The organism is Hymenobacter cellulosilyticus (assembly GCF_022919215.1).
Classification (GTDB): domain Bacteria; phylum Bacteroidota; class Bacteroidia; order Cytophagales; family Hymenobacteraceae; genus Hymenobacter; species Hymenobacter cellulosilyticus.
The window spans coordinates 1,137,690-1,156,133 of the sequence record NZ_CP095046.1; the positions used below are offsets into that span (position 1 = coordinate 1,137,690).

The 18,444-nt window shown below is 58.4% G+C and carries 20 protein-coding genes, 2 tRNA genes and 3 pseudogenes; 14 read left to right on the top strand and 11 right to left on the bottom strand.

The window, feature by feature from the left end; genetic code table 11:
* Positions 1-34 precede the first annotated feature (34 nt).
* Positions 35-1,819: an ABC transporter ATP-binding protein gene (locus tag MUN79_RS05635; RefSeq protein ID WP_244676780.1), complete on the bottom strand. Its 1,785-nt coding sequence runs from the start codon at positions 1,817-1,819 to the stop codon at positions 35-37.
* Between the two features lie 184 nt (positions 1,820-2,003).
* Between MUN79_RS05635 and MUN79_RS05640 the strand changes: the two are divergent.
* From MUN79_RS05640 to coaE, 9 genes and pseudogenes are all read left to right on the top strand, one after another.
* Positions 2,004-3,094: pseudogene (locus MUN79_RS05640) on the top strand (Glu/Leu/Phe/Val dehydrogenase dimerization domain-containing protein).
* A gap of 117 nt (positions 3,095-3,211) precedes the next feature.
* Positions 3,212-4,402 carry a transcription antitermination factor NusB gene (nusB, locus tag MUN79_RS05645; protein ID WP_244676781.1) on the top strand — a complete coding sequence of 397 codons (1,191 nt, stop codon included), beginning with the start codon at positions 3,212-3,214 and terminating at the stop codon, positions 4,400-4,402.
* A 99-nt stretch (positions 4,403-4,501) separates the two neighbouring features.
* The gene (locus tag MUN79_RS05650; protein WP_244676782.1) at positions 4,502-4,816 is read left to right on the top strand and encodes a YtxH domain-containing protein; all 315 of its coding nucleotides are present in this window, start codon (positions 4,502-4,504) and stop codon (positions 4,814-4,816) included.
* Between the two features lie 211 nt (positions 4,817-5,027).
* Positions 5,028-6,029: an isocitrate/isopropylmalate dehydrogenase family protein gene (locus MUN79_RS05655; RefSeq protein WP_244676783.1), complete on the top strand. Its 1,002-nt coding sequence runs from the start codon at positions 5,028-5,030 to the stop codon at positions 6,027-6,029.
* A 237-nt stretch (positions 6,030-6,266) separates the two neighbouring features.
* Positions 6,267-6,794 carry a DUF1573 domain-containing protein gene (locus MUN79_RS05660; protein ID WP_244676784.1) on the top strand — a complete coding sequence of 176 codons (528 nt, stop codon included), beginning with the start codon at positions 6,267-6,269 and terminating at the stop codon, positions 6,792-6,794.
* 239 nt (positions 6,795-7,033) lie between these two features.
* Positions 7,034-7,272, top strand: a pseudogene (gene yajC / locus MUN79_RS05665) (preprotein translocase subunit YajC).
* 28 nt (positions 7,273-7,300) lie between these two features.
* Complete coding sequence (locus tag MUN79_RS05670; protein WP_244676786.1) at positions 7,301-7,942, top strand: YbbR-like domain-containing protein; 642 nt, start codon at positions 7,301-7,303, stop codon at positions 7,940-7,942.
* Positions 7,918-8,229 carry a hypothetical protein gene (locus MUN79_RS05675; RefSeq protein WP_244676787.1) on the top strand — a complete coding sequence of 104 codons (312 nt, stop codon included), beginning with the start codon at positions 7,918-7,920 and terminating at the stop codon, positions 8,227-8,229. The genes MUN79_RS05670 and MUN79_RS05675 overlap by 25 nt, the downstream gene beginning before the upstream one ends.
* Positions 8,230-8,366: 137 nt before the next feature.
* Positions 8,367-8,963, top strand: coding sequence for a dephospho-CoA kinase (gene coaE / locus MUN79_RS05680; RefSeq protein WP_244676788.1), 597 nt, complete (start codon positions 8,367-8,369; stop codon positions 8,961-8,963).
* Between the two features lie 68 nt (positions 8,964-9,031).
* Here coaE and MUN79_RS05685 read toward each other — a convergent pair whose 3' ends face one another.
* From MUN79_RS05685 to MUN79_RS05705, 6 genes are all read right to left on the bottom strand, one after another.
* On the bottom strand, positions 9,032-9,367 hold the full coding sequence (locus tag MUN79_RS05685; RefSeq protein ID WP_244676789.1) for a DUF7668 domain-containing protein: 336 nt from the start codon (positions 9,365-9,367) through the stop codon (positions 9,032-9,034).
* Positions 9,368-9,394: 27 nt separating this feature from the next.
* The gene (locus MUN79_RS30670; protein WP_311136665.1) at positions 9,395-10,153 is read right to left on the bottom strand and encodes a GNAT family N-acetyltransferase; all 759 of its coding nucleotides are present in this window, start codon (positions 10,151-10,153) and stop codon (positions 9,395-9,397) included.
* A 139-nt stretch (positions 10,154-10,292) separates the two neighbouring features.
* Positions 10,293-10,562 (bottom strand): hypothetical protein, encoded by a 270-nt coding sequence (locus MUN79_RS30675; RefSeq protein ID WP_311136666.1) that lies wholly within the window; start codon positions 10,560-10,562, stop codon positions 10,293-10,295.
* Between the two features lie 86 nt (positions 10,563-10,648).
* Positions 10,649-11,062 (bottom strand): hypothetical protein, encoded by a 414-nt coding sequence (locus MUN79_RS05695; RefSeq protein ID WP_244676790.1) that lies wholly within the window; start codon positions 11,060-11,062, stop codon positions 10,649-10,651.
* A 124-nt stretch (positions 11,063-11,186) separates the two neighbouring features.
* Positions 11,187-11,906: a glycosyltransferase family protein gene (locus MUN79_RS05700; protein WP_244676791.1), complete on the bottom strand. Its 720-nt coding sequence runs from the start codon at positions 11,904-11,906 to the stop codon at positions 11,187-11,189.
* Positions 11,906-12,262 (bottom strand): hypothetical protein, encoded by a 357-nt coding sequence (locus tag MUN79_RS05705; RefSeq protein ID WP_244676792.1) that lies wholly within the window; start codon positions 12,260-12,262, stop codon positions 11,906-11,908. Before MUN79_RS05705 ends, MUN79_RS05700 begins: the two co-directional genes overlap by 1 nt.
* Before the next feature lie 155 nt (positions 12,263-12,417).
* Between MUN79_RS05705 and MUN79_RS05710 the strand changes: the two genes are divergently transcribed.
* From MUN79_RS05710 to MUN79_RS05720, 3 genes are all read left to right on the top strand, one after another.
* Entirely contained in the window at positions 12,418-13,128 is a 711-nt protein-coding gene (locus MUN79_RS05710) for a hypothetical protein (protein ID WP_244676793.1), read from the top strand.
* Positions 13,129-13,219: 91 nt separating this feature from the next.
* The gene (locus MUN79_RS05715) at positions 13,220-13,561 is read left to right on the top strand and encodes a hypothetical protein (RefSeq protein ID WP_244676794.1); all 342 of its coding nucleotides are present in this window, start codon (positions 13,220-13,222) and stop codon (positions 13,559-13,561) included.
* Positions 13,562-13,563: 2 nt separating this feature from the next.
* The gene (locus MUN79_RS05720) at positions 13,564-13,719 is read left to right on the top strand and encodes a hypothetical protein (RefSeq protein ID WP_244676795.1); all 156 of its coding nucleotides are present in this window, start codon (positions 13,564-13,566) and stop codon (positions 13,717-13,719) included.
* Between the two features lie 72 nt (positions 13,720-13,791).
* On the opposite strand, the gene MUN79_RS05725 is transcribed toward MUN79_RS05720, so the two are convergent.
* Both MUN79_RS05725 and MUN79_RS05730 read right to left on the bottom strand, forming a co-directional pair.
* Positions 13,792-13,869: transfer RNA gene (locus tag MUN79_RS05725), tRNA-Val, on the bottom strand.
* 21 nt (positions 13,870-13,890) lie between these two features.
* A tRNA-Val gene (locus MUN79_RS05730) sits at positions 13,891-13,965 on the bottom strand.
* A gap of 273 nt (positions 13,966-14,238) precedes the next feature.
* Here MUN79_RS05730 and MUN79_RS05735 point away from each other — a divergent pair.
* Positions 14,239-15,099, top strand: a complete 861-nt coding sequence (locus tag MUN79_RS05735) for a TerB family tellurite resistance protein (protein ID WP_244676796.1) — start codon at positions 14,239-14,241, stop codon at positions 15,097-15,099.
* Between the two features lie 149 nt (positions 15,100-15,248).
* Here MUN79_RS05735 and MUN79_RS05740 read toward each other — a convergent pair whose 3' ends face one another.
* Together MUN79_RS05740 and MUN79_RS05745 are read right to left on the bottom strand one after the other, a co-directional pair.
* Positions 15,249-16,394 carry a mechanosensitive ion channel family protein gene (locus MUN79_RS05740; protein ID WP_244676797.1) on the bottom strand — a complete coding sequence of 382 codons (1,146 nt, stop codon included), beginning with the start codon at positions 16,392-16,394 and terminating at the stop codon, positions 15,249-15,251.
* 41 nt (positions 16,395-16,435) lie between these two features.
* Positions 16,436-17,664: pseudogene (locus MUN79_RS05745) on the bottom strand (Glu/Leu/Phe/Val dehydrogenase dimerization domain-containing protein).
* Positions 17,665-17,904: 240 nt separating this feature from the next.
* Between MUN79_RS05745 and MUN79_RS05750 the strand changes: the two are divergent.
* Complete coding sequence (locus tag MUN79_RS05750; RefSeq protein WP_086594744.1) at positions 17,905-18,213, top strand: ArsR/SmtB family transcription factor; 309 nt, start codon at positions 17,905-17,907, stop codon at positions 18,211-18,213.
* Positions 18,214-18,444 lie beyond the last annotated feature (231 nt).

Sequence of the window (18,444 nt, forward strand, 5' to 3'; positions counted from 1 at the left end):
TGATACTAATCACGAAGACAGTTAAAGAGGGCCGTTAGGCCTCCTCGTTCTGCAATTGCCGCTCGTAGAGGGCGCGGTACAGGCCGTTTTCCTCTTCCATCAGGGCCTCATGGGTGCCGTGCTGCACAATCACGCCGTCATCGAGCACCAGGATTTCGTCGGCCAGCTTCACCGACGATACCCGGTGGGAGATAATCAGGCTGGTGCGGTTGTGCATGATGCGCTGCAAGCTGTTGAGAATGGCGTTTTCGGTGTTGGTATCCACGGCCGACAGCGAATCGTCCAGAATCAGGATTTTGGGCTCTTTCACCAAAGCTCTGGCAATACTGACGCGCTGCTTCTGTCCGCCTGAGAGCGTAATACCTCGCTCGCCGAGCTTGGTGTCGAAGCCCTCAGGGAAGCGGATGATGTTGTCATACACATTGGCATCCTTGGCGGCCTGCTGCATCCGCTCCTCACTCGGGTTGTCGAGGCCGAAGTTGATGTTGTTGCGGATGCTGTCCGAAAACAGAAACACGTCCTGGGGCACGTAGCCGATTTGCTCCCGCAGCGAGTTGAGCGAAAAGTCGCGCACGTCCACGCTGTCTACCGCAATCTGGCCTTCGGTTACGTCGTACAAGCGGCAAAGCAGGGCCGCAATGGTACTCTTGCCCGAGCCGGTATTGCCGATAACGGCTAGGGTCTGACCGGGTCGGATGCGGAACGAGACGTCGCGCAGGGCCTGAATGCCGGTGTCTGGGTAGGTAAACGAAACGTTGTCGAACACAATGTCGCCCTGGATTTCCTGCTGGATGTTCTGGCGCGAAACAATGTCGGTCTGCTGGTGCATAAACTCGTTGATGCGGGCCTGAGAAGCTTCGGCGCGCTGCACCAGGGAGGACGTCCAGCCCAGGGCCGTAACGGGCCAGGTCAGCAGGTTCACGTAAATCAGGAACTCGGCAATGCTACCCGTGGTGATGGTGCCGCGAATCACTTCCTGGCCGCCCACCCACACCGTGACAATGGTGCTAATGCCGATGAGGAACAGAATCAAGGGAAAAAACAGGGAGTTGACGAAGTTCAGGCTCAGGGACTTCTCTTTGTAGTTGTCACTCGCGGCGGTGAACTGCTGGTGGGAATCGTCCTCGCGCACAAACGACTTAAGCACCCGGATGCCCGAAAAGGACTCCTGCACGAAGGTCGTCATGGCCGCTAAGGAGCGTTGAATTTCGTCGGACTTCCGCTCAATCAGGTTGTTGACGTAGTAAATGCTCACCGACAGGATGGGCAGCGGAATAAGCGTGTAGAGGGTCAGCTTCACGTTCACCATCAGCATGAGCGGGATGATGAGCACAAACAGAATGACCAGCTGCATAAAGTACATCAAGGCCGGCCCGATGTACATACGCACCCGGCCCACGTCCTCACTAATGCGTGACATCAAGTCGCCGGTGTTGTGGCGGCGGTAAAAGCTCAGGGGTAGGGACTGGTAGTGCTGGAAAATTTCGTTTTTCTGGTCGTTTTCCACCAAGCGGCTCATCACGATGAGCGTCTGGCGCATGAAAAACAGGAAGATACCGCGCAGCAAGGCCATCAGCACGATGAGCAGACCGTAGAGCAGCACGTTGCGGCCGAAGAGCTCATACACCCCGCTCTGGGCCCGGGTGCCGGCGTAGAGGTGATACAAATCAATGCCCTCACCCACCAGATCAAAGGCGTAGCGCACGATTTGGGCCGGGAAAATGGCGAGTAGCGTGGATAGCGCCACGAACAGGACGCCGCCCAGAAAATGCCATTTGTAGCGGTACAGGTATTTATTGGTAGCGGATAATGCGCGCACGGAAGCTGGAGTTGGAGCAGGTTAAGAAGCCGTGACCTTTCCGGCAAATCCGGAAGGGTAGGGTGCCCGGCTTGGAAAAATTGGGTACTTTTGCACCCGAATTGAACAGACTACGCGCCCGTTCGTTCAAAGATACAACACCCGACCCCACCCAATCTTCCCACCCTTTTTTCAGTTTACTCAAATGGTTGAAATCCAAACGCTGGCCGATACGTCGGTCTTCGGTCAGATTGCCGAGCATCAGCACGAGCAGGTTGTGTTCTGCCACGACCACGAAACCGGTTTGCGGGCCATCATCGGCATCCACAACACCGTACTGGGTCCAGCCCTGGGCGGCACCCGCATGTGGCACTACGCTTCCGACATGGAGGCCCTGAACGACGTGCTCCGCCTCTCGCGCGGCATGACCTACAAAGCGGCCATTTCGGGCCTGAACCTGGGCGGGGCAAAGCCGTCATCATTGGCGACGCCAAAACGCAGAAGACTGAAGCGTTACTGCGCAAGTTTGGCCGCTTCGTCAAAAACCTGAACGGCAAGTACATCACGGCCGAAGATGTGAACATGACCACCAAGGACATGGAGTACATCCGGATGGAAACCAAGCACGTGGCCGGCCTGCCCGAAAGCATGGGCGGCAGCGGTGACCCATCGCCGGTGACGGCTTACGGCACCTATATGGGCATGAAGGCCGCCGCCAAAAAGGCGTTCGGCTCGGAAAGCCTGACTGGTAAGCGCATCGCCGTGCAGGGCGTGGGCCATGTGGGCACCTACCTGCTGGAATACCTGCAGAAGGAAGGCGCCAAGCTGGTATTGACCGACTATTACGAAGACCGCGCCCTGGAAGCCGCCGCCCGTTTCGGCGCCGTAGCTGTGGGCCTGGACGAAATCTACGACCAGGACGTTGACATCTATTCGCCTTGCGCGCTGGGTGCCACCATCAACGACGACACCATCGACCGGCTCAAGTGCCGCGTTATTGCCGGCTGCGCCAACAACCAGCTCAAGAACGAAGATGTGCACGGCCCCGAGCTCGTGGAGCGCGGCATCGTGTACGCCCCCGACTTCCTGATCAATGCCGGTGGTCTGATCAACGTATATTCCGAAGTGGTAGGCAGCAGCCGTCAGGCCGCGCTTACCCAGACCGAAAAGATTTTCGACTTCACTACGCAAGTGCTCAACAAAGCTGAGCAGGAGGGAAGTCACCCCCAGAAAGCTGCTATTCGGCAGGCCGAGGAGCGCATTGCTTCGCTCGGTAAAGTTAAATCCACCTATTAGAGGTGAAATTGTGAAATGGTGAAATTGTGAGTTTGTTGTTCCGCTGGCGCGGAGCTGCGCAGACAGAACAGTAACTCACAATTTCACCACCTCACAATTTCACAATTTCCCAAGAAGATGCTCAATCGCCGCACGCTCCGCATTAAGGTTATGCAGGCCCTGTACGCTTACCATCAGGCCGTCGGGTCCGATTTTATGCTGGCCCAGGACCGCATTGCGGATGCCTTTGCCCCTGACCTGAACGCTCCCGAAGCCCAGGACCGCAAGCTGCTGAAAGGGCAGCAGAAAATGGCTGAGGCTATTTTCCGGGAGTGGCACAAGGGCGGCTCGGCAGCCGAGGTCGAGAAAATCGACGACAAGGAGGTGAACGACGCCGTAACCGACGCCATCAGCTACTATATCAAGCAGAAGGCCAAGGATGGCTCGTTCTACGCCGGGCAGATGGTGCACGGGGCCGAGAGCATCCACACCCAGTATTTGCACCTGCTCAATCTGCCGGATGCCTTGCTGCGCGTGATTGAGGAAGAAAAGCAGCGGGAAGCCCGTCGCTTCACGCCCTCCAAGGAAACCCCGCTCGACACGACCCGCTTCGAGGAAAACCAGGTAGTACAGAAGCTGATTGGCAACAAGCAGCTGCTCGACCTGACCATTCGGCGCAACGCCCAGTGGACCGGCGAAGACGACATGGAGGCCCTGCGCAAAGCCTGGCGCAACGAAATCAAGCTCGACGCAGAGTTTCAGAGCTACCTGGCAGCCCCGGCCGGCAACTATGCCGAAGACCAGGAGCTGCTGAAGTACCTCTACAAGAACTTCGTGTTTAAGGGTGAGTCGCTGCCGGCTTACCTGGAGGAAGACGACCAGAACTGGGAGGAAAACCGCTCGGTGGTGAAAAACCTGGTGGTCAAGACCCTGAAGATGCTCGACGAAGCCGCCGACGAAAACCTGGAGCTGATGTCCTTGTCGGCCAACTGGGTTGACGACAAAGAATTTGCCGAGACGCTCTACAAGCAGACCCTGGCCGACGACGAGCGGTACGAGAAGCTCATTGCCGAGTCGGTACAGAACTGGGACGTGGAGCGCGTGGCGCTGACGGACAAGATTCTGCTGAAAATGGCGCTCTGCGAAATGCACCTTTTCCGGGGTATCCCCGTGAAAGTCACCATCAACGAGTATATCGAAATCAGCAAAATGTATAGCACGCCCAAGAGCAAGCAGTTTGTGAACGGTATTCTCGATAAATTGGCCCAGGACTTGACGGCCAGCGGTGCCATCCGCAAGTCAGGCCGGGGCCTGCTCGACAACCAGTAAGCTGGTCGGTAGAGTCCCGGAGCAACCTCAGCTATGCGCTATGCGTTGTTGAGTACACATTTTCCATCCATTCTCCCACCTCGCCACTCCTTTCTAGCCATGGGTAGCAAAACCACTACCGGTATTCTGTGCTTCGCGGGCGGTGCCCTCACCGGGGCCGCTGTTGGACTTCTGTTTGCTCCGGAAAAGGGGCGCGAAACCCGTAGCTGGCTCAGCTACCAGCTCGAAAAGTACCGCGAAGTACTGGCCGACCTCACCGAAAGCCTCGTCACCAGCCGCAACGACCTGAACCCCACGTCGAGTGCCAAGTCGGAAGGCCAGCGCGTAATTCAGGACGCCAAGAGTAAAGCCGAACAGCTGCTCGGCGACGTCGACCAGCTGATCAACCAGATTAACTCGCGCAAAGCCGTTTAAAGCCGCCCGCCGATGTTTTTAAGATGTGCTGCTGCGCTGAAGAACAATTCATCTTCAGCGCAGCAGCACATTTTTATTTTGCCCTTGCCCAGCCGTGTTACCTTTGCGGCAGAAGGGCTGCATGCAGCCTAGTGAATGAGCTTGTAAGTCGGCAGGCAGTTCACTTTCAGACGAGTAACCTCAGTACCTCTCCTAAATAGATAGTAGCAGAATGCACACCATCACCCTCATCCCCGGCGACGGCATCGGGCCCGAAATCACGAAGGCAGTTCAGGACATTTTCACGGCCGCTGGCGCCCCCATTCAGTGGGAAGAGCAGAATGCCGGCCAGACGACCTTTGACCAGTCGGGCGAGTTGATTCCGCAGTCGTTGCTCGACTCGCTGGAGAAAAACCGCGTGGCCCTGAAAGGCCCCATCACGACGCCCGTGGGCAAGGGTTTCCGCAGCATCAACATCACGCTGCGCCAGAAGTACGACCTCTACCAGAACGTGCGCCCGGCCAAAACCACCGAGGGTATCGAATCGCGCTACACCGGCGTCAACCTGGTGTTGTTCCGCGAAAACACCGAAGGTCTGTACTCGGGCCTGGAAGTGTACGACGAGCGCCTAGGCATTGCCGACTCGTTTAACCGCATCACGGTGGAAGGCTCGCGCAAAATCTGCCGCGCCGCCTTTGCCTACGCCGCCAAGCACGGCCGCAAGAAGGTGACCCTGGCCCACAAGGCCAACATCCTGAAGATGGCCGGTAAGCTCATGCTCGACGCCTGCAAAGAGGCCGCTACCGAGTTTCCGCAAATCGTGTTCGAGGATAAAATCATCGACAACATGTGCATGCAGCTCGTGAATAAGCCCGAGCAGTTTGACGTGGTGGTGACGACCAACTTATTTGGCGACATCCTTTCCGACCTCTGCGCCGGCCTTGTAGGCGGCCTCGGGGTGGTTTCGGGTGCCAACATCGGCGACAACATGGCCATTTTCGAAGCCGTGCACGGCTCGGCTCCCGACATTGCCGGCCAGGGCAAAGCTAACCCTACGGCGCTGCTGCGCTCGGGCCTGATGATGCTGCACCATCTGGGTGAGCACGAGCTGGCCGACCGTATCGAAAAGGCGCTGGACGAAACCCTGAAGCACAAGGAGCAGTGCACCGGCGACTTGGGCGGCAAGGCCAGCACCAGCGAGTTTGCTCAGTCTATCATCGCCAAGCTGGCGTAGTTGTATAAGAATAGTCAGGGCGTCATGCTGAGCTTGCCGAAGCATCTCTACTGCAGCGGTAATTAGAAGTTACTTTAGCAGTAGAGATGCTTCGGCAGGCTCAGCATGACGTTCTCTTTTCAACAACGTAAGCCCGCGGGAGGTTAAGTTAGGGCTTTCGGCCTTTGTTCTGATTTTCTCGTGCTTCGTCTTAACTTTACTTTTCCGACGGCTCCAAATGGCCGCATTTCTTCTCCTATGAAACGTACCCTGTTTTCTGCTCTGCTGCTTTCCAGCGCCCTCATGTTTGGTGCTTGCAACAACGACAAGCCCGCCGAAGTAGGGGCTGAAGGCATGAACGCGGCCGCTACGGTGGCCTCCGACGCGGCTAACCCCACGGTGGACAACCCCAACGTGGCCAGCGAAACGGCTGCTCCCAACCCCAATGCCCCGGTGATGAGCTTCACCGAGTCGGAGTTCAACTTCGGCGACATCAAGGCGGGCGACGTGGTAAAGCACACGTTCGAATTCACCAACACCGGCAAGTCGCCGCTGCTGATTGAGAATGCCACGGCTTCCTGCGGCTGCACCACGCCCAACTGGACCAAAGACCCTATTGCGCCCGGCGGCAAAGGCACCATCGACGTGCAGTTTGACAGCCACGGCAAAGCTGGTCTGCAAAACAAAGAGGTAGCGGTACGGGCCAACACCCAGCCCAACATCACCCAGATTGCCATCCGCGCCAACATTCTGCCCGCCAGCACGGAAGGACCGGTAAAGCAATAACCGGCTTGGCCACCTAGAAGGATTACCTCGTACTGTCATCCTGAGCAAAGCGAAGGACCTTATCACGTTGAAACAAGTTGTTCAACTGGTATAAGGTCCTTCGCTTTGCTCAGGATGACAGATGTTTTTACTGCTTACTCTCGACCATGCTGACTACGCTTCTGTTACAGACCCAAACCGGTGAAGGGCTGACTTCCCTGGCATTCCCAGTCCTGATTGCCCTTGTTGTTTACTTTTTCATGATCCGGCCCCAGCAGCGCCGCTCCTCCGAAGCCAAGAAGTTTCGGGAGTCGCTGGTGAAAGGCGCCAGCGTGGTAACCATCGGGGGCTGCATGGCAAGGTGCTGGAGGTGCACGAAGAATCGGTTATCATCGAGGTCGACAAAGGAGTGCGCCTCAAGTTTGACCGCACGGCCATTGCCCGCGAAGTAGCCCCAAGAACACTCCCGCCGCTCCGACTACACCGGCGGCACCCGTAGCACCCGCCAACTCGTAAACTGGCTTGTCATGCCGTTTGCCCGTGCGTATCGATTGGCCCGCTGGTTTACCAGCCCGTTTTTCGGGCAGGAGCGGAGCTATTGGCGCGCCGTAACGGCCTGCTTTCTGGCGGCTTCCACATTTTGGCTGCTCAACGCCCTGAACAAGACCTACACCACGCGCATCACCTACCCGCTGCAGTGGGCTTACGATGAGCAGCGCTACATTCCGGTGAAGCCCCTGCCCACAGAAGTAGCCGTGAACGTAACGGGCCGGGGCTGGAAGCTGCTGCGCAAAAACCTGTTGCTCGACGTGCGGCCCGCCGAAGTACGCCTGCAGCGCCTGCCCGTCACGCGCTTCGTCACGGGCCAGTCGCTGCGGCCGGCGCTGCAGGCGGCTATGGAAGGGCTGCAGTTCAACTACGTGCTGGCCGATACGCTCTGGGTAGAGTTTGACCGGCTCGTGACCCGCCGACTGCCCCTGGGGCTGAGTCCGAATGCCGACGGCTCGGCCTTGCCCTACGCGGCCGTGTTTACGCCCGAAAGCGTGGCCTTTCATGGCCCGGCCCGTACCGTCAACAGCCTGGCTAGTCCGTATCCAGTGCATTTGCCCAGGCCCCGGCCGGCAGTAGCGAGGGGGCCATCATCGTGCCCATTGGCGGCCCCGACTTAGTGCAGGCCCAGGTGCAGGAGGTGAAAGTGCGCCTGCAGCCCCGGCCCCTGATTTCCTTTCCGGTGCAGGTAGTGCCTGAGTTGCGCGACTTTCCGAAGGGCCAGCAGTTTACCTTGCGCCCGGCTACGGTGAAGGTGCAGGTGCAGTGCTTTCCCGAAGACTCCGCCCGCCTCGACCGGACCCAGGTGAACGTGCTATTGCACTACGGCCAGTTTCACTCCCCGATTCCAGCCTGCAGCCCGTGTTGTCGCACGCGCCCACGCTGGCCCGCGGCGTCCGGGTCCTGACGCCTCTGGTCCGGGTTTCCCAGAAGTGAGATGGTGAGCTAGTGAAATGGTGAGTAGTTGTTCTACTGGCGTGGGACGGTACCAGCTAAACATTAAACTCACCATTTCACCATTTCACTAGCTCACCATCTTAACATATGCTTCGAATCGGAATAACGGGCGGGATTGGGTCGGGCAAGAGCGTGGCGTGCCGGATGTTTGCTGTGCTGAACGTGCCCGTGTACGATGCCGATTCCCGCGCCAAGTGGGTAATGGCCAACGACCTGGTGCTGCGCCAAGCCTTGCAGGAAGCTTTTGGCCCTGAAGCCTTTGACGCCAGCGGGCAGCCCAATCGGACGTATCTGGCGCAGGTCGTTTTTAAAGACCCCGAGCAGCTAGCCCGGCTCAACAGTCTGGTGCACCCGCGCGTGGGCCACGACTTCGAACAGTGGGCTCAAACCCAGCAAGCTGCCGGAGCCATTTACGTTATCAAGGAAGCCGCGCTGCTCTACGAATCAGGCTCTTACCAGCAGCTCGACAAGATTATCACCGTATTCGCGCCCCAGCCCGTGCGCCAGGCCCGCGTATTGCGCCGCGACCCGCACCGTACCCCCGACGACATCCTGGCCATCATCGGCAAGCAGATGAGCGAGGAAGAAAAGCTTAGCCGCGCCGACTACGTGCTCCGTAACGACGATAAGCACCTGCTTATCCCGCAGGTGCTGGAGCTGGACCGGCAGTTTCGAAGCCTCTAGGCAGAGCTAAGACTTCCAATAGTACTACCATTTCTGACCTGCATTATTACGAGAAATTAGCTTAGATCTTATGGCACATAAATGTCAAACAGAGTACAATTCAGTTGTGTATCAGCCCATCGTGCATCTACTTTAATCATTAACTCGCTTGGCGCTTCATCAACCCAAAGGAAGAACTCAAGCATATAGCCAGTACCGTCATAGTACTCATATACTTCAATTGCATCGTATGCATTTACTGGCGGATGGGTTAACTGTCCGGGGTAAAGTCGAATAGCTTCTGCTACATGAGTAGCATTCAGTCGACCTGTGTTAAAACTTAATTTAACTGCTGCATCATACTCTCCATCAACTAGCTTGTCTACAAACTGCTTGACTGGTTGGGTGAAATCAATGGGGTTCATGTAATTCCTAAGCCCAAGTCTAAACCCTTACTTAATTATGGGGCAGCGCTCGAAGGGCCGAGTTTCGTCGAAAAGCTTGCGGTAAGTGACGTGGGTTTTGTGGATGCGGGCCCCGATAGAGCGGGTAACGGCCAGCATGCGGGGGTTAAAGTCGCCAATCCAGTTCATCTCACAATCGGTGTAACCCGACGCCAGGAACTTGGCCCGGGCGTGCTCCATCAAAGCCGATTCGACGCTCTTGCCCTGCCAGGCGGGCACCACGCCGAAGATGACGCCAAACATCTTTTTGTCGGGAAGCTGGTCGTATTTGCGCTTGTACCAGAGGAAGCGCAGCTTGTCCCAGAGGTTGAAGCGGGCCCCGATATGCTTGAAAATCTGGTTGAGCTCGGGCAGGCTGATAAAGAAGGCAATTGGCTCTTCCTGGTGGTAGGCAAACCACAGCAGCCGCTCATCGGCCACGGGCTTCATTTCTTTGACCAGGCTGCGGGCTTTTTCCAGGGACATACCCGTCACGCCGCTGTGGTTGGCCCAGGCCAGGTTATAGACGTGCTGAAAGTCGCGGGCCAGCTTTTCGGCGTCGCTCTTGTCGGCGTGGCGGAAGCTGAACTCAGGCTGCTCGGCGTAGCTGGCCACGGCCCGGTGAAAAGCCGCGTGCAGGGGCATGGCTACATCCCGGCGGCAGGTATACTGCTTGAAATACACCTGAAAGCCGTAGTTCTCGAACAGTGGCTGGTAGTAGGGCAGGTGATAAAACATGCCGTAGTTGGGCTCGGTGAAGCCCGCCACCAGCAACCCCCAGTACCGGTCCCGCTCCCGAAGTTGATGGGGCCGTCCATGGCCTGCATGCCGCGCTGGGTCAGCCAGTCTTTGCCCGCGTCAAAGAGCGTATTGGCCGCCTTCTGGTCATCGATGCACTCGAAGAAGCCTAGGCCACCGGTGGGCAGCGTGGGGTCGGTGTGGGCCGTGGCTTGGTTGATAAAGGCGGCAATGCGCCCGATAACCTCCCGCTAGCGTCGGTCAGAATCCAGCGGATAGCTTCACCGTGCTGGAAGTTGGTGTTCTTCTTGGGGTCAAATACGGCTTCTATTTCGTGGTCGAGGGGCGAAATCCAGTTGGGCTCGTTCCGGTAGAGGCGGGGCGGTAAGTCCAGGAATTGCCGGGCCCGCTGGGCGTCGGTTACTTCGAGTAAAGGCATCAGCAGCGAAAAGCTAAGGTTGATTCAACGGGTGGCTGGGAATAAGAAAGGGCCCGTTGGCAACGAAAGAACAAAAAAACGACCGGTCAGGGCCGCCGGAAAACCGACAGGATTTTCACCCCATTCACCCGGATGCAGTACACCTCGGGACCGTAGCTGGCCGGGTACAGTTCCGGGTGCCAACGGTAGGTGGTCAGAAAATACCGCGCCTGGTCGGCAGAAGTCAGCAGCAGACGGGCCCGCTCGGCCGGGGGCAAAAGTAAGTGGTTGTTGTGAAGCATCAGCCCGGCCCGGGCATCGGTAGCCACCGCTACGCGGCCGGCCTGGTCCTGGGCCAGAATCCATTCCAGCCCGCGCCGGCCTGCGAGGCCCCAGTAGTCACGCTCAAACAGCCGCTCAGCCACCGGACCCGGCAGCAGGCTGAAATACACGTTCTGGTAAGGATGGTCCCGGATGATGCGGTAGGTGGAGTGTAGTACGCCAATGGTTAGCAGCCCCAAAAGTCCCGTTGCCAGCCGGCGGCTCAACGAACGAGACCTTAGCCGTAGCAGACGAGCCGTTTGAACTCCGCGCAAAGCCAGCAGCAGAAACGCCGGGTAAATGAAGTAAAGGTGGCGCCAGCCGTCATACAGAACCGAGCGAAGCAGCACAACAGCCGCCAATGGAGCAAAAAACCAGACGGCGTACAGCAGGTCCTGGCGGCCGGAGCGGGTGCGCAGCCATGCCCCGGCCCCGACTCACGGCTGCTGCTAAGGATATTACTCCGGCGCCAAACAGCAGGGAATAAGCCACCGGCGTGGTAATCAGCAACCAGACCGGGACGTAGTGCCAGGGCAGGCTGCGCACCGAAATCTGCTGGCCCCAGTACTGCACCAGCATATCGGAGCGGTAGCGGCTGAAGCTCTGAAAAGCGGCCAAGAAGTGCGTCACCGGCTGTTCCCACAAGTAGGGCCAGCCAGCCACCACCACTGCCGCCGCCGCGGGCAAGTAGAGCAGCAGCGCCAGCAGCAGGGGCCGGCGAACTGCGGGCCGGTGCCACAGTTCCAGTCCGGCAAAAAAGAAGGTGAATCCCAGCAGCAGCACACCCATCGTGCGCACATCGACGGCCGCGCCGGTAGCCAGGGCGTGCGCCAAAGCCCAGCGCCAGGATGGCCGCAGCAGCAGCCGCGTGAGCGTGTAGATGCCCAGGGTGAAAAACGCCAGGAATACCAGGTCCTTATAGTTGTAAAAGGCCTCGGCAAACAGGCGCGGGGACGTCCAGAGCAAAACTGCACCCAGCAGGCCCAGCGGCCAGCTACGGAAGCGCCGGGCAGCCAGCCGGTAAAAAGCGTAGGTGCCGGCCACTACCGTGAAAAACGTAACCAGGTGGCGCAGAAAGTATACGTCGCGCGGGTCTTCGGCCCCACTATCTTTTCCAGCAGGGCCAGCGGCATCTGAAAAATGACACCGTGGTCTACGTCCTCGTTTTGGTTCATGTCGGGAATGGCGGCAAAGCTTTCCTGGCGGCGGGCCAGCTCCGGGGCCAGGCGCAAGGCCACGTACTTCACGCTGATGATGCCATTGAGCCGGTCCAGCTGCTCGTCCCACGACAGGCCATAGTCGCGGTGCAGCAGGATGCCCAGCAGCGTCAGGAGCGCAAAGAAGCCCAGCACCAGAGGCCGGCGCAGGGAATCGGGCAGGAGGGGAGTGGGCCGCAGCAAAAGGCTAGCAAATGGAGTACAACCAAACCGTAACGGTCCGAAAGGTAACACAGCCGGCACGGATGCCCGAGCTTTGGCCGTCACGCTTCCAGACCCGCCGTAAATTCACAACCTTTGACGGGCCGGCACCAAGCCCGGCGTTTAACCTTTCGCTTGTGCTGCGTTCCGTTCCCCGTTTCGTCTGGCCGCTGGTGCTGCTACTGATGCTGCTCAAGCTGGCTTTGCAGCTAAGCCTGAATCCTGGGCTGGAATGGAACTACGATGAGCGCCGCAACGGCCGTATTGCCGACAACTACCTGGCCGGCCGTGGCTACGTCAGCCTCGACCCGGTGCGGCAGCAACTGCGGCCCGATTCGTTTCACGCCAGCTTTCCGGTCTTTGTCTACATCGGCTGGCAAAAGGCCGGCTTGCCCAAGCACCACTTCACCCTGCTGATTTTTGGGCTAAGCCTGTTGGCCTACGGGCTGGGCATTCTGTATCTGCAGCGCACGTTGGCGTTTCTGGGCGTACCGCCGCCCTGGGCCTGGGCGGGTGCGCTGCTCTGGGCCGTTTATCCGTCGGTGCTCTACTACGTGGGGGCCTATATGTGGTACGAAAACCTGACCCTGCCGCTGCTGATTCTGGTAGTTTATAAGTTGCTACGGCACCTGGGCGGCCGGCCCCTGGCGTGGCCCGACGCCGCCCTGCTTGCCGGCTCCATCACGGTGTCTTGCTTGCTGCGGGGCTACTTGCTGGCCGTCTACGGTCTGCTCTTCGTGGTGTGGCTGGGGCTGGTGTGGCGCCAACGGGTGGCACCTGCCCCAGCCTGGCGGGCGGCCATCCTCACATTCGTCTTGCTGACAGCGGCCCACGCCCCATTCTGCTAAAAAACCACCGCCTGTTCGGGCCTGGACGCTGAGCAACCAAGCCGGCTTCGAGCTGCTGCAGGGCCACAACCCCGTAACCCAGGGCCGCTTTATGTTCGACTGGGACGAGCGCACCGGTCCGTTCGACCAGTTTGTGCGCGCTCATATCCCGAACCTCGATTCCCTAAACCAGTACCAGGAAAGTAAGGCCCGCGCGGCCCTGGCTGGCAGCTGGGTCCGGGCAAACCCAGCTGCTGAGGCTCAGCTGATTCTGCGTAAAACAGCTTTGTTCTTGGCCCCCGAAAACTTCATTGCTGATGCTCCCCGCACCGGCTACCACCCCCTGACGGCCGCCGTGCACCTGGCTTTTCTGGCGGCGCTGCTGCTCACGGCCGTCCGCTACCGGGGCCTGCGGTTCCGGTCTGCCGACGTGCTGCTACTAACCCCGTGGTAGCCGTGTGGTTGCTGAGTTTGGTGTTCTTCGTGGGTTTCCGCTGGCGCTACTTCGCCGAGCCAGCGTTTTTGCTGTACCCTTTGATTGTCTGGCAGCGACTGCGGGAACTGGGCCGCGGTGGTGGCAGGGCTAGCGTGGCAGAAGCTGCGGCCGAGTAAAGCTGCTAACTTATCCGTGAAATGGTCTAAAAGCAAAAAAGCCACTCGCAGTACTGCGAAGTGGCTTTTTTTTGGTGGGAGATACTGGGTTCGAACCAGTGACCCTCTGCTTGTAAGGCAGATGCTCTGAACCAGCTGAGCTAATCTCCCGAGGGGTAATGCAAGAAAAAGTGGGAGATACTGGGTTCGAACCAGTGACCCTCTGCTTGTAAGGCAGATGCTCTGAACCAGCTGAGCTAATCTCCCGGGGTCCCGTTTGGGAATGCAAATATGGTGGCTCGTTTTCGATTACGCAACCATTTGACCAAAAATCCAGCTAGAAATTTCTGCGTGCCCTGGTCGAAAAACTACAACTGTTTTACAATCAGAAATTTCCAAGCATTGTAATCAGGCAAAATAATGGAACCTAGGGTTCCGGTTGCAGCTGATTTCGGGGCCTTGCAGGGCGTAGTTCAACCTAATTGCAGCGTTGCCGTTAAGATTTGCGCTTTGTTCTCTCACGCCTTTCTTTCTAAGCATATGAACGATACCCAACTTCTGCAGAACTATTCCGAACCGGAAAAAGCCGCTTACCTGAGTGTTATTGCCAGCCTGGCCTCTGCCGACCGCGAAGCCTCTGCCGCGGAAGTAGAGTTTTTGCAGCAACTGGCCCAAAACGCCGGCCTGTCTCAGGGCGCTACCCAGCAAGTACTGACTGCCGCCCAGGACGCTTCCAACGAAAGCATCAAGCAGAACCTGGACGCCCTGCGCGGCAGCGACCTGCGCTTCTCCCTTATCACCGACCTGATCAGCTTTGCCCGCGCCGACGGGGCCTATTCCAACACGGAAGAGGAAATGGTCAATAAAATGGCTGCTTACCTGGGCATCAACCAGCAGCAGACTCAAGCCCTGGAAAGCGTCGTCGACCAAGCAGCTTCGGTGCCCCACGATCCGCAGGATCCGGGCAAGCAAGGCTTCCTGAGCGGTGTAACCAATAAGCTCGAAAGCGTAGGTATTCCTAAAGGCGCTTTGATGGCCGGCTTGCTCGGCGTGGTAGCGCCCATGGTTATTTCCGGCGTGATGAACCGTGGCGGCCGTTCGGCCGGTATGGGAAGCATGGGCGGTATGGGCGGCGGCCTAGGCAGCGTACTGGGTGGCGGCTCCATGGGCGGCCTGCTCGGCGGCGCGGCCAGCAGTGGCATGGGTGGCTTGCTCGGCGGTTTGCTGGGCGGCGGCCTGCTTGGTGGGGCTATGGGCGGTGGCAGCACCGGTGCTTACGGCAACTACCCCCAGCAAGGCACTCACGTGGGCAGCGGCGGCCTGGGCTCCCTAATGTCGATTCTGGGTGGCCTAGGCGGACAGCCTAACTCGGCTCCCGGAGTGCCGGCGGCGGTGGCCTAGGTGGCTTGCTCGGCGGCGGTAGCGGCATGGGTGGCCTGTTGGGCGGCCTGTTTGGTGGCCGCTAGGCTCCCGCTGTAGTCTGAATAACATAGAAAAAGGCCCCGGCAAGTCAACGCCGGGGCCTTTTTTGTTGCGGGGCTGTAAGCCTTCTACACAATATGCTGCTCGGCTGACTGCAGGCCGCGGAGCCGGTCGGGGCTGCCGAGCTGCACGATGGTCGTGCCGGTACTGGCAAAGGTGCCGCCGTGCTTTTCCACTAGCTCCACGAGGCGGTAGTTGAGTTCCTCTTTCACGTTGAGGTACTCGTCGTAGCTGGTGGTTTCCACGAAATACTGCACCGTTACTTCCTTAGCCGCGGGCGTAAGGGCCGCAAACTTGATTTGCACGTCGTTGTTGGTCAGCGGATAGTCCTGAATGGTCTGCTGGGCTTCCTGCACAATGTTGCGCAGCTGCTCGCTGCTGGTCGCGTGGCTTAGCGCCAGGGTGAACGTAACGCGGCGGGCCGTGCGCAGACTCAGGTTGTCCAAGGGCTTGTCAATCATGGACTTGTTGGGCACTGTGACGTAGCTTTTCTCGGCCGTGCGCAGGCGGGTGCTGCGGAAGCCAACTTTCTCCACGGTGCCCGTCACGCCGCCTACCTCCACCAAGTCGCCCACGGCGAAAGGCCGGTCGAGGAAGATGGTGAAGGAGGCAATCAGGTTTTCCAGGCTTTCCTTGGCCGCAAAAGCCACCGCCAGACCACCAATGCCGAGGCCGCCAATCAGGGCCGTGACGTTGACCCCAAATACGCGGCTGAGCATTACCAGAAAGGCCATGGTCAGCACTAGTACTTTCAGCAGGTCCTTGGCGAAGGGAATCAGCTGGTCGTTGAGCCGGGACGTGTTTGTCTCGGCCCGCCGCCGGAATACCAGCACCAGAAAGTCGACCAGGCGCAGGGCTATCCAGGCCATGCCGAAGATGATGCCGAGTTGGTACACGCGAAACAAGGCTACCTGGGGCCAGGGCTCATTGCGCTTCAGCTCCGAGCTGTTCACGGGGTAGTCAAGCACCTGAAACGCCAGATACACGGTGACAAAAAACACCACGATGGATACGGGCTGAATCAGCAGGGCCTGAAACTGGGTTTCGCTCACACCTTCCGTCTTCTGGCGGATAAACCGGAAAACCAGCCGGGAAAGCAGCCTGGAAAGCAGCGTTTTGAACAGATAGCCAAACAGCAGAATACCTACGCAGGTCAGGTAGGCTCCCACGTTGTTGCCCAGAAAGCGCAGGTGCAGAATTTCGGTTAGCGTCATCAGGTACTAGGGCGTTTTGATGCGGGGAAAGGCACGCAGCCTTACACGAGCTGGCGCAGGGCCATTTCGAACGACTTCTGGGCCACGCCCACCGTATCGGTGCTTTGCTGGCGGGTGCGCTCCAGGGCCCGGCGAATGATGCGGGACGTATCCCCGAAAATAGCCTGGTCGGTGATTTCGGCGTTGGTTTCCATCAGGTAGGCAAATACCCGGGCCATACCGCAGTTGGCAATGAAGTCGGGAATGACGCTCACGTGCTGGTCGGCATACTCGCCGGTGGGGCCGAAGAAGATTTCGGGGTCGGAGAAAGGCACGTTGGCCCCGCAGCTGATGACCTCCAGGCCGCTCTGAATCATTTTTTCCACCTGGTCGCGCGCTACAAGGCGGGAAGCGGCGGCCGGAATAAAGATTTCGGCGCCCGAAGTCCACACCTGCGCATTGATTTCCTCAAACGAGAGCAGGTTATCGGCCGTCAGCGCGTTGCCCTGCCGGTCGAGGAACAGCTGGCGGATTTCGGCCAGCGAGAAGCCCTCAGGCTTGAGCAAGCCGCCGGCCCGGTCGATGATGCCGGTAATGAGGGCGCCCTGAGTGGCTAGGTAGTAGGCTGCCGCCGCGCCCACGTTGCCCCAGCCCTGGATGATGGCGCGCTTACCGGCCACGCTGCGGCCGCCCCACAGTTCGTAGTAGTGCCGCACGGCCTCGGCCACGCCGTAGCCCGTAATCAGGTCGGCAATGGTGTATTTGCGGCTCAGCTCGGGAGTGAAGGCAGCATCTTCGATAACCTTAATCACACCCTGGCGCAGCTGGCCCAGCTTCTGAATCTTCTGGGGCTCGGTGGCCCGGTAGTGCCCATTCACAATGCCCTCCTGCGGGTGCCACAAACCGTAGTCTTCCGTAATCGGAATTACGTCGTGAATTTCGTCCACGTTCAGGTCGCCGCCGGTGCCGTAGTAGTTTTTGAGCAGCGGAATCACGGCCCGGTACCAGCGCTCCAGCACGCCGCGCTTGCGCGGGTCCTGGGGGTCGAAGTTGATGCCCGACTTAGCGCCGCCGATGGCCGGCCCCGACACGGTAAACTTCACTTCCATGGTCTTGGCCAGGCTTTCTACTTCCCGCTTGTCTAGGCCCTTGCGCATGCGTGTGCCGCCCCGGCCGCCCCGCCCCGCAGCGAGTTGATGACCACCCAGCCCTCGGCTTCGGTCTCAGAATCTTTCCACTCAAAAACGATTTCCGGGCGTTTATTCTCGAATTTAGCCAGCAGGTCTTTCATCGGGCAGCAATGCTTTGGGTAAGGTGGGTAGGAAATAATCTCCCAAAGGTAAGCAGCCCCGGCAAGCGTTTGGAGTCTTTGGGCTCCGTCAATAAAAAAGCGTTTTTACTAACGGGAATACTGATTTATTCAAATTTTCTCCGTAAAATCCTCGCAAAGCGGAACTCTTGAAGCCTGGAATATCGTATTACGCATATTCCTGCTAGACCCACCCGCAGGACCACCGTTGTAACAGCTCCCATGAAACCATTGCTCTCGCGCGTAGAATCCAAAAAAGTAGATAAGGCCGCAGCCATGCTCAAAGTACTGGCTCACCCTAAGCGCCTTGCCATCGTCGACCTGCTCGGCAAAGAGGATAAGATGACCGTAACGGAAATCTACCGTTCGCTCGACTTGCCTCAAGCTATTGCTTCTCAGCATCTTATCACGCTGAAAGACCGCGGTATCTTGTCTTCCTTCAAAGTAGGCACCAAGATCTATTACTCCCTCTCGATTCCTAAGCTGCTCGACGTAATTGATTCGCTCGAAGACTGCTGCGATACGCTGTAGTGCTCAAGCCGTTTTTTCCGCCGAAAAAATGAAAAAGGACCGCCCAACGACGGTCCTTTTTTCGTGGACAAAACTTTGCTATTGGAATGTGGAAAGCTGAGAAAATCCTGTGTCATTGCGAGCAGAGCGAAGCAATCCGTCCTCTGAAATGTGCTGAGCAACCCTAACTGAAAAGCCCTTTACCGATGGTTCGATAAAGGGCTTTCTGGTAAAAGAGCGGGTCGTACTGCG

What these genes read in the sequence shown, in the direction of transcription:
- nusB (WP_244676781.1), top strand. Translation starts at nt 3,212, where the DNA reads ATGCTCAATCGCCGCACGCTCCGCATTAAGGTTATGCAGGCCCTGTAC.
- MUN79_RS05650 (WP_244676782.1), top strand. Translation starts at nt 4,502, where the DNA reads ATGGGTAGCAAAACCACTACCGGTATTCTGTGCTTCGCGGGCGGTGCC.
- MUN79_RS05655 (WP_244676783.1), top strand. Translation starts at nt 5,028, where the DNA reads ATGCACACCATCACCCTCATCCCCGGCGACGGCATCGGGCCCGAAATC.
- MUN79_RS05660 (WP_244676784.1), top strand. Translation starts at nt 6,267, where the DNA reads ATGAAACGTACCCTGTTTTCTGCTCTGCTGCTTTCCAGCGCCCTCATG.
- MUN79_RS05670 (WP_244676786.1), top strand. Translation starts at nt 7,301, where the DNA reads ATGCCGTTTGCCCGTGCGTATCGATTGGCCCGCTGGTTTACCAGCCCG.
- coaE (WP_244676788.1), top strand. Translation starts at nt 8,367, where the DNA reads ATGCTTCGAATCGGAATAACGGGCGGGATTGGGTCGGGCAAGAGCGTG.
- MUN79_RS05685 (WP_244676789.1), bottom strand. Translation starts at nt 9,367, where the DNA reads ATGAACCCCATTGATTTCACCCAACCAGTCAAGCAGTTTGTAGACAAG.
- MUN79_RS30675 (WP_311136666.1), bottom strand. Translation starts at nt 10,562, where the DNA reads ATGCCTTTACTCGAAGTAACCGACGCCCAGCGGGCCCGGCAATTCCTG.
- MUN79_RS05715 (WP_244676794.1), top strand. Translation starts at nt 13,220, where the DNA reads ATGTTCGACTGGGACGAGCGCACCGGTCCGTTCGACCAGTTTGTGCGC.
- MUN79_RS05735 (WP_244676796.1), top strand. Translation starts at nt 14,239, where the DNA reads ATGAACGATACCCAACTTCTGCAGAACTATTCCGAACCGGAAAAAGCC.
- MUN79_RS05740 (WP_244676797.1), bottom strand. Translation starts at nt 16,394, where the DNA reads ATGACGCTAACCGAAATTCTGCACCTGCGCTTTCTGGGCAACAACGTG.
- MUN79_RS05750 (WP_086594744.1), top strand. Translation starts at nt 17,905, where the DNA reads ATGAAACCATTGCTCTCGCGCGTAGAATCCAAAAAAGTAGATAAGGCC.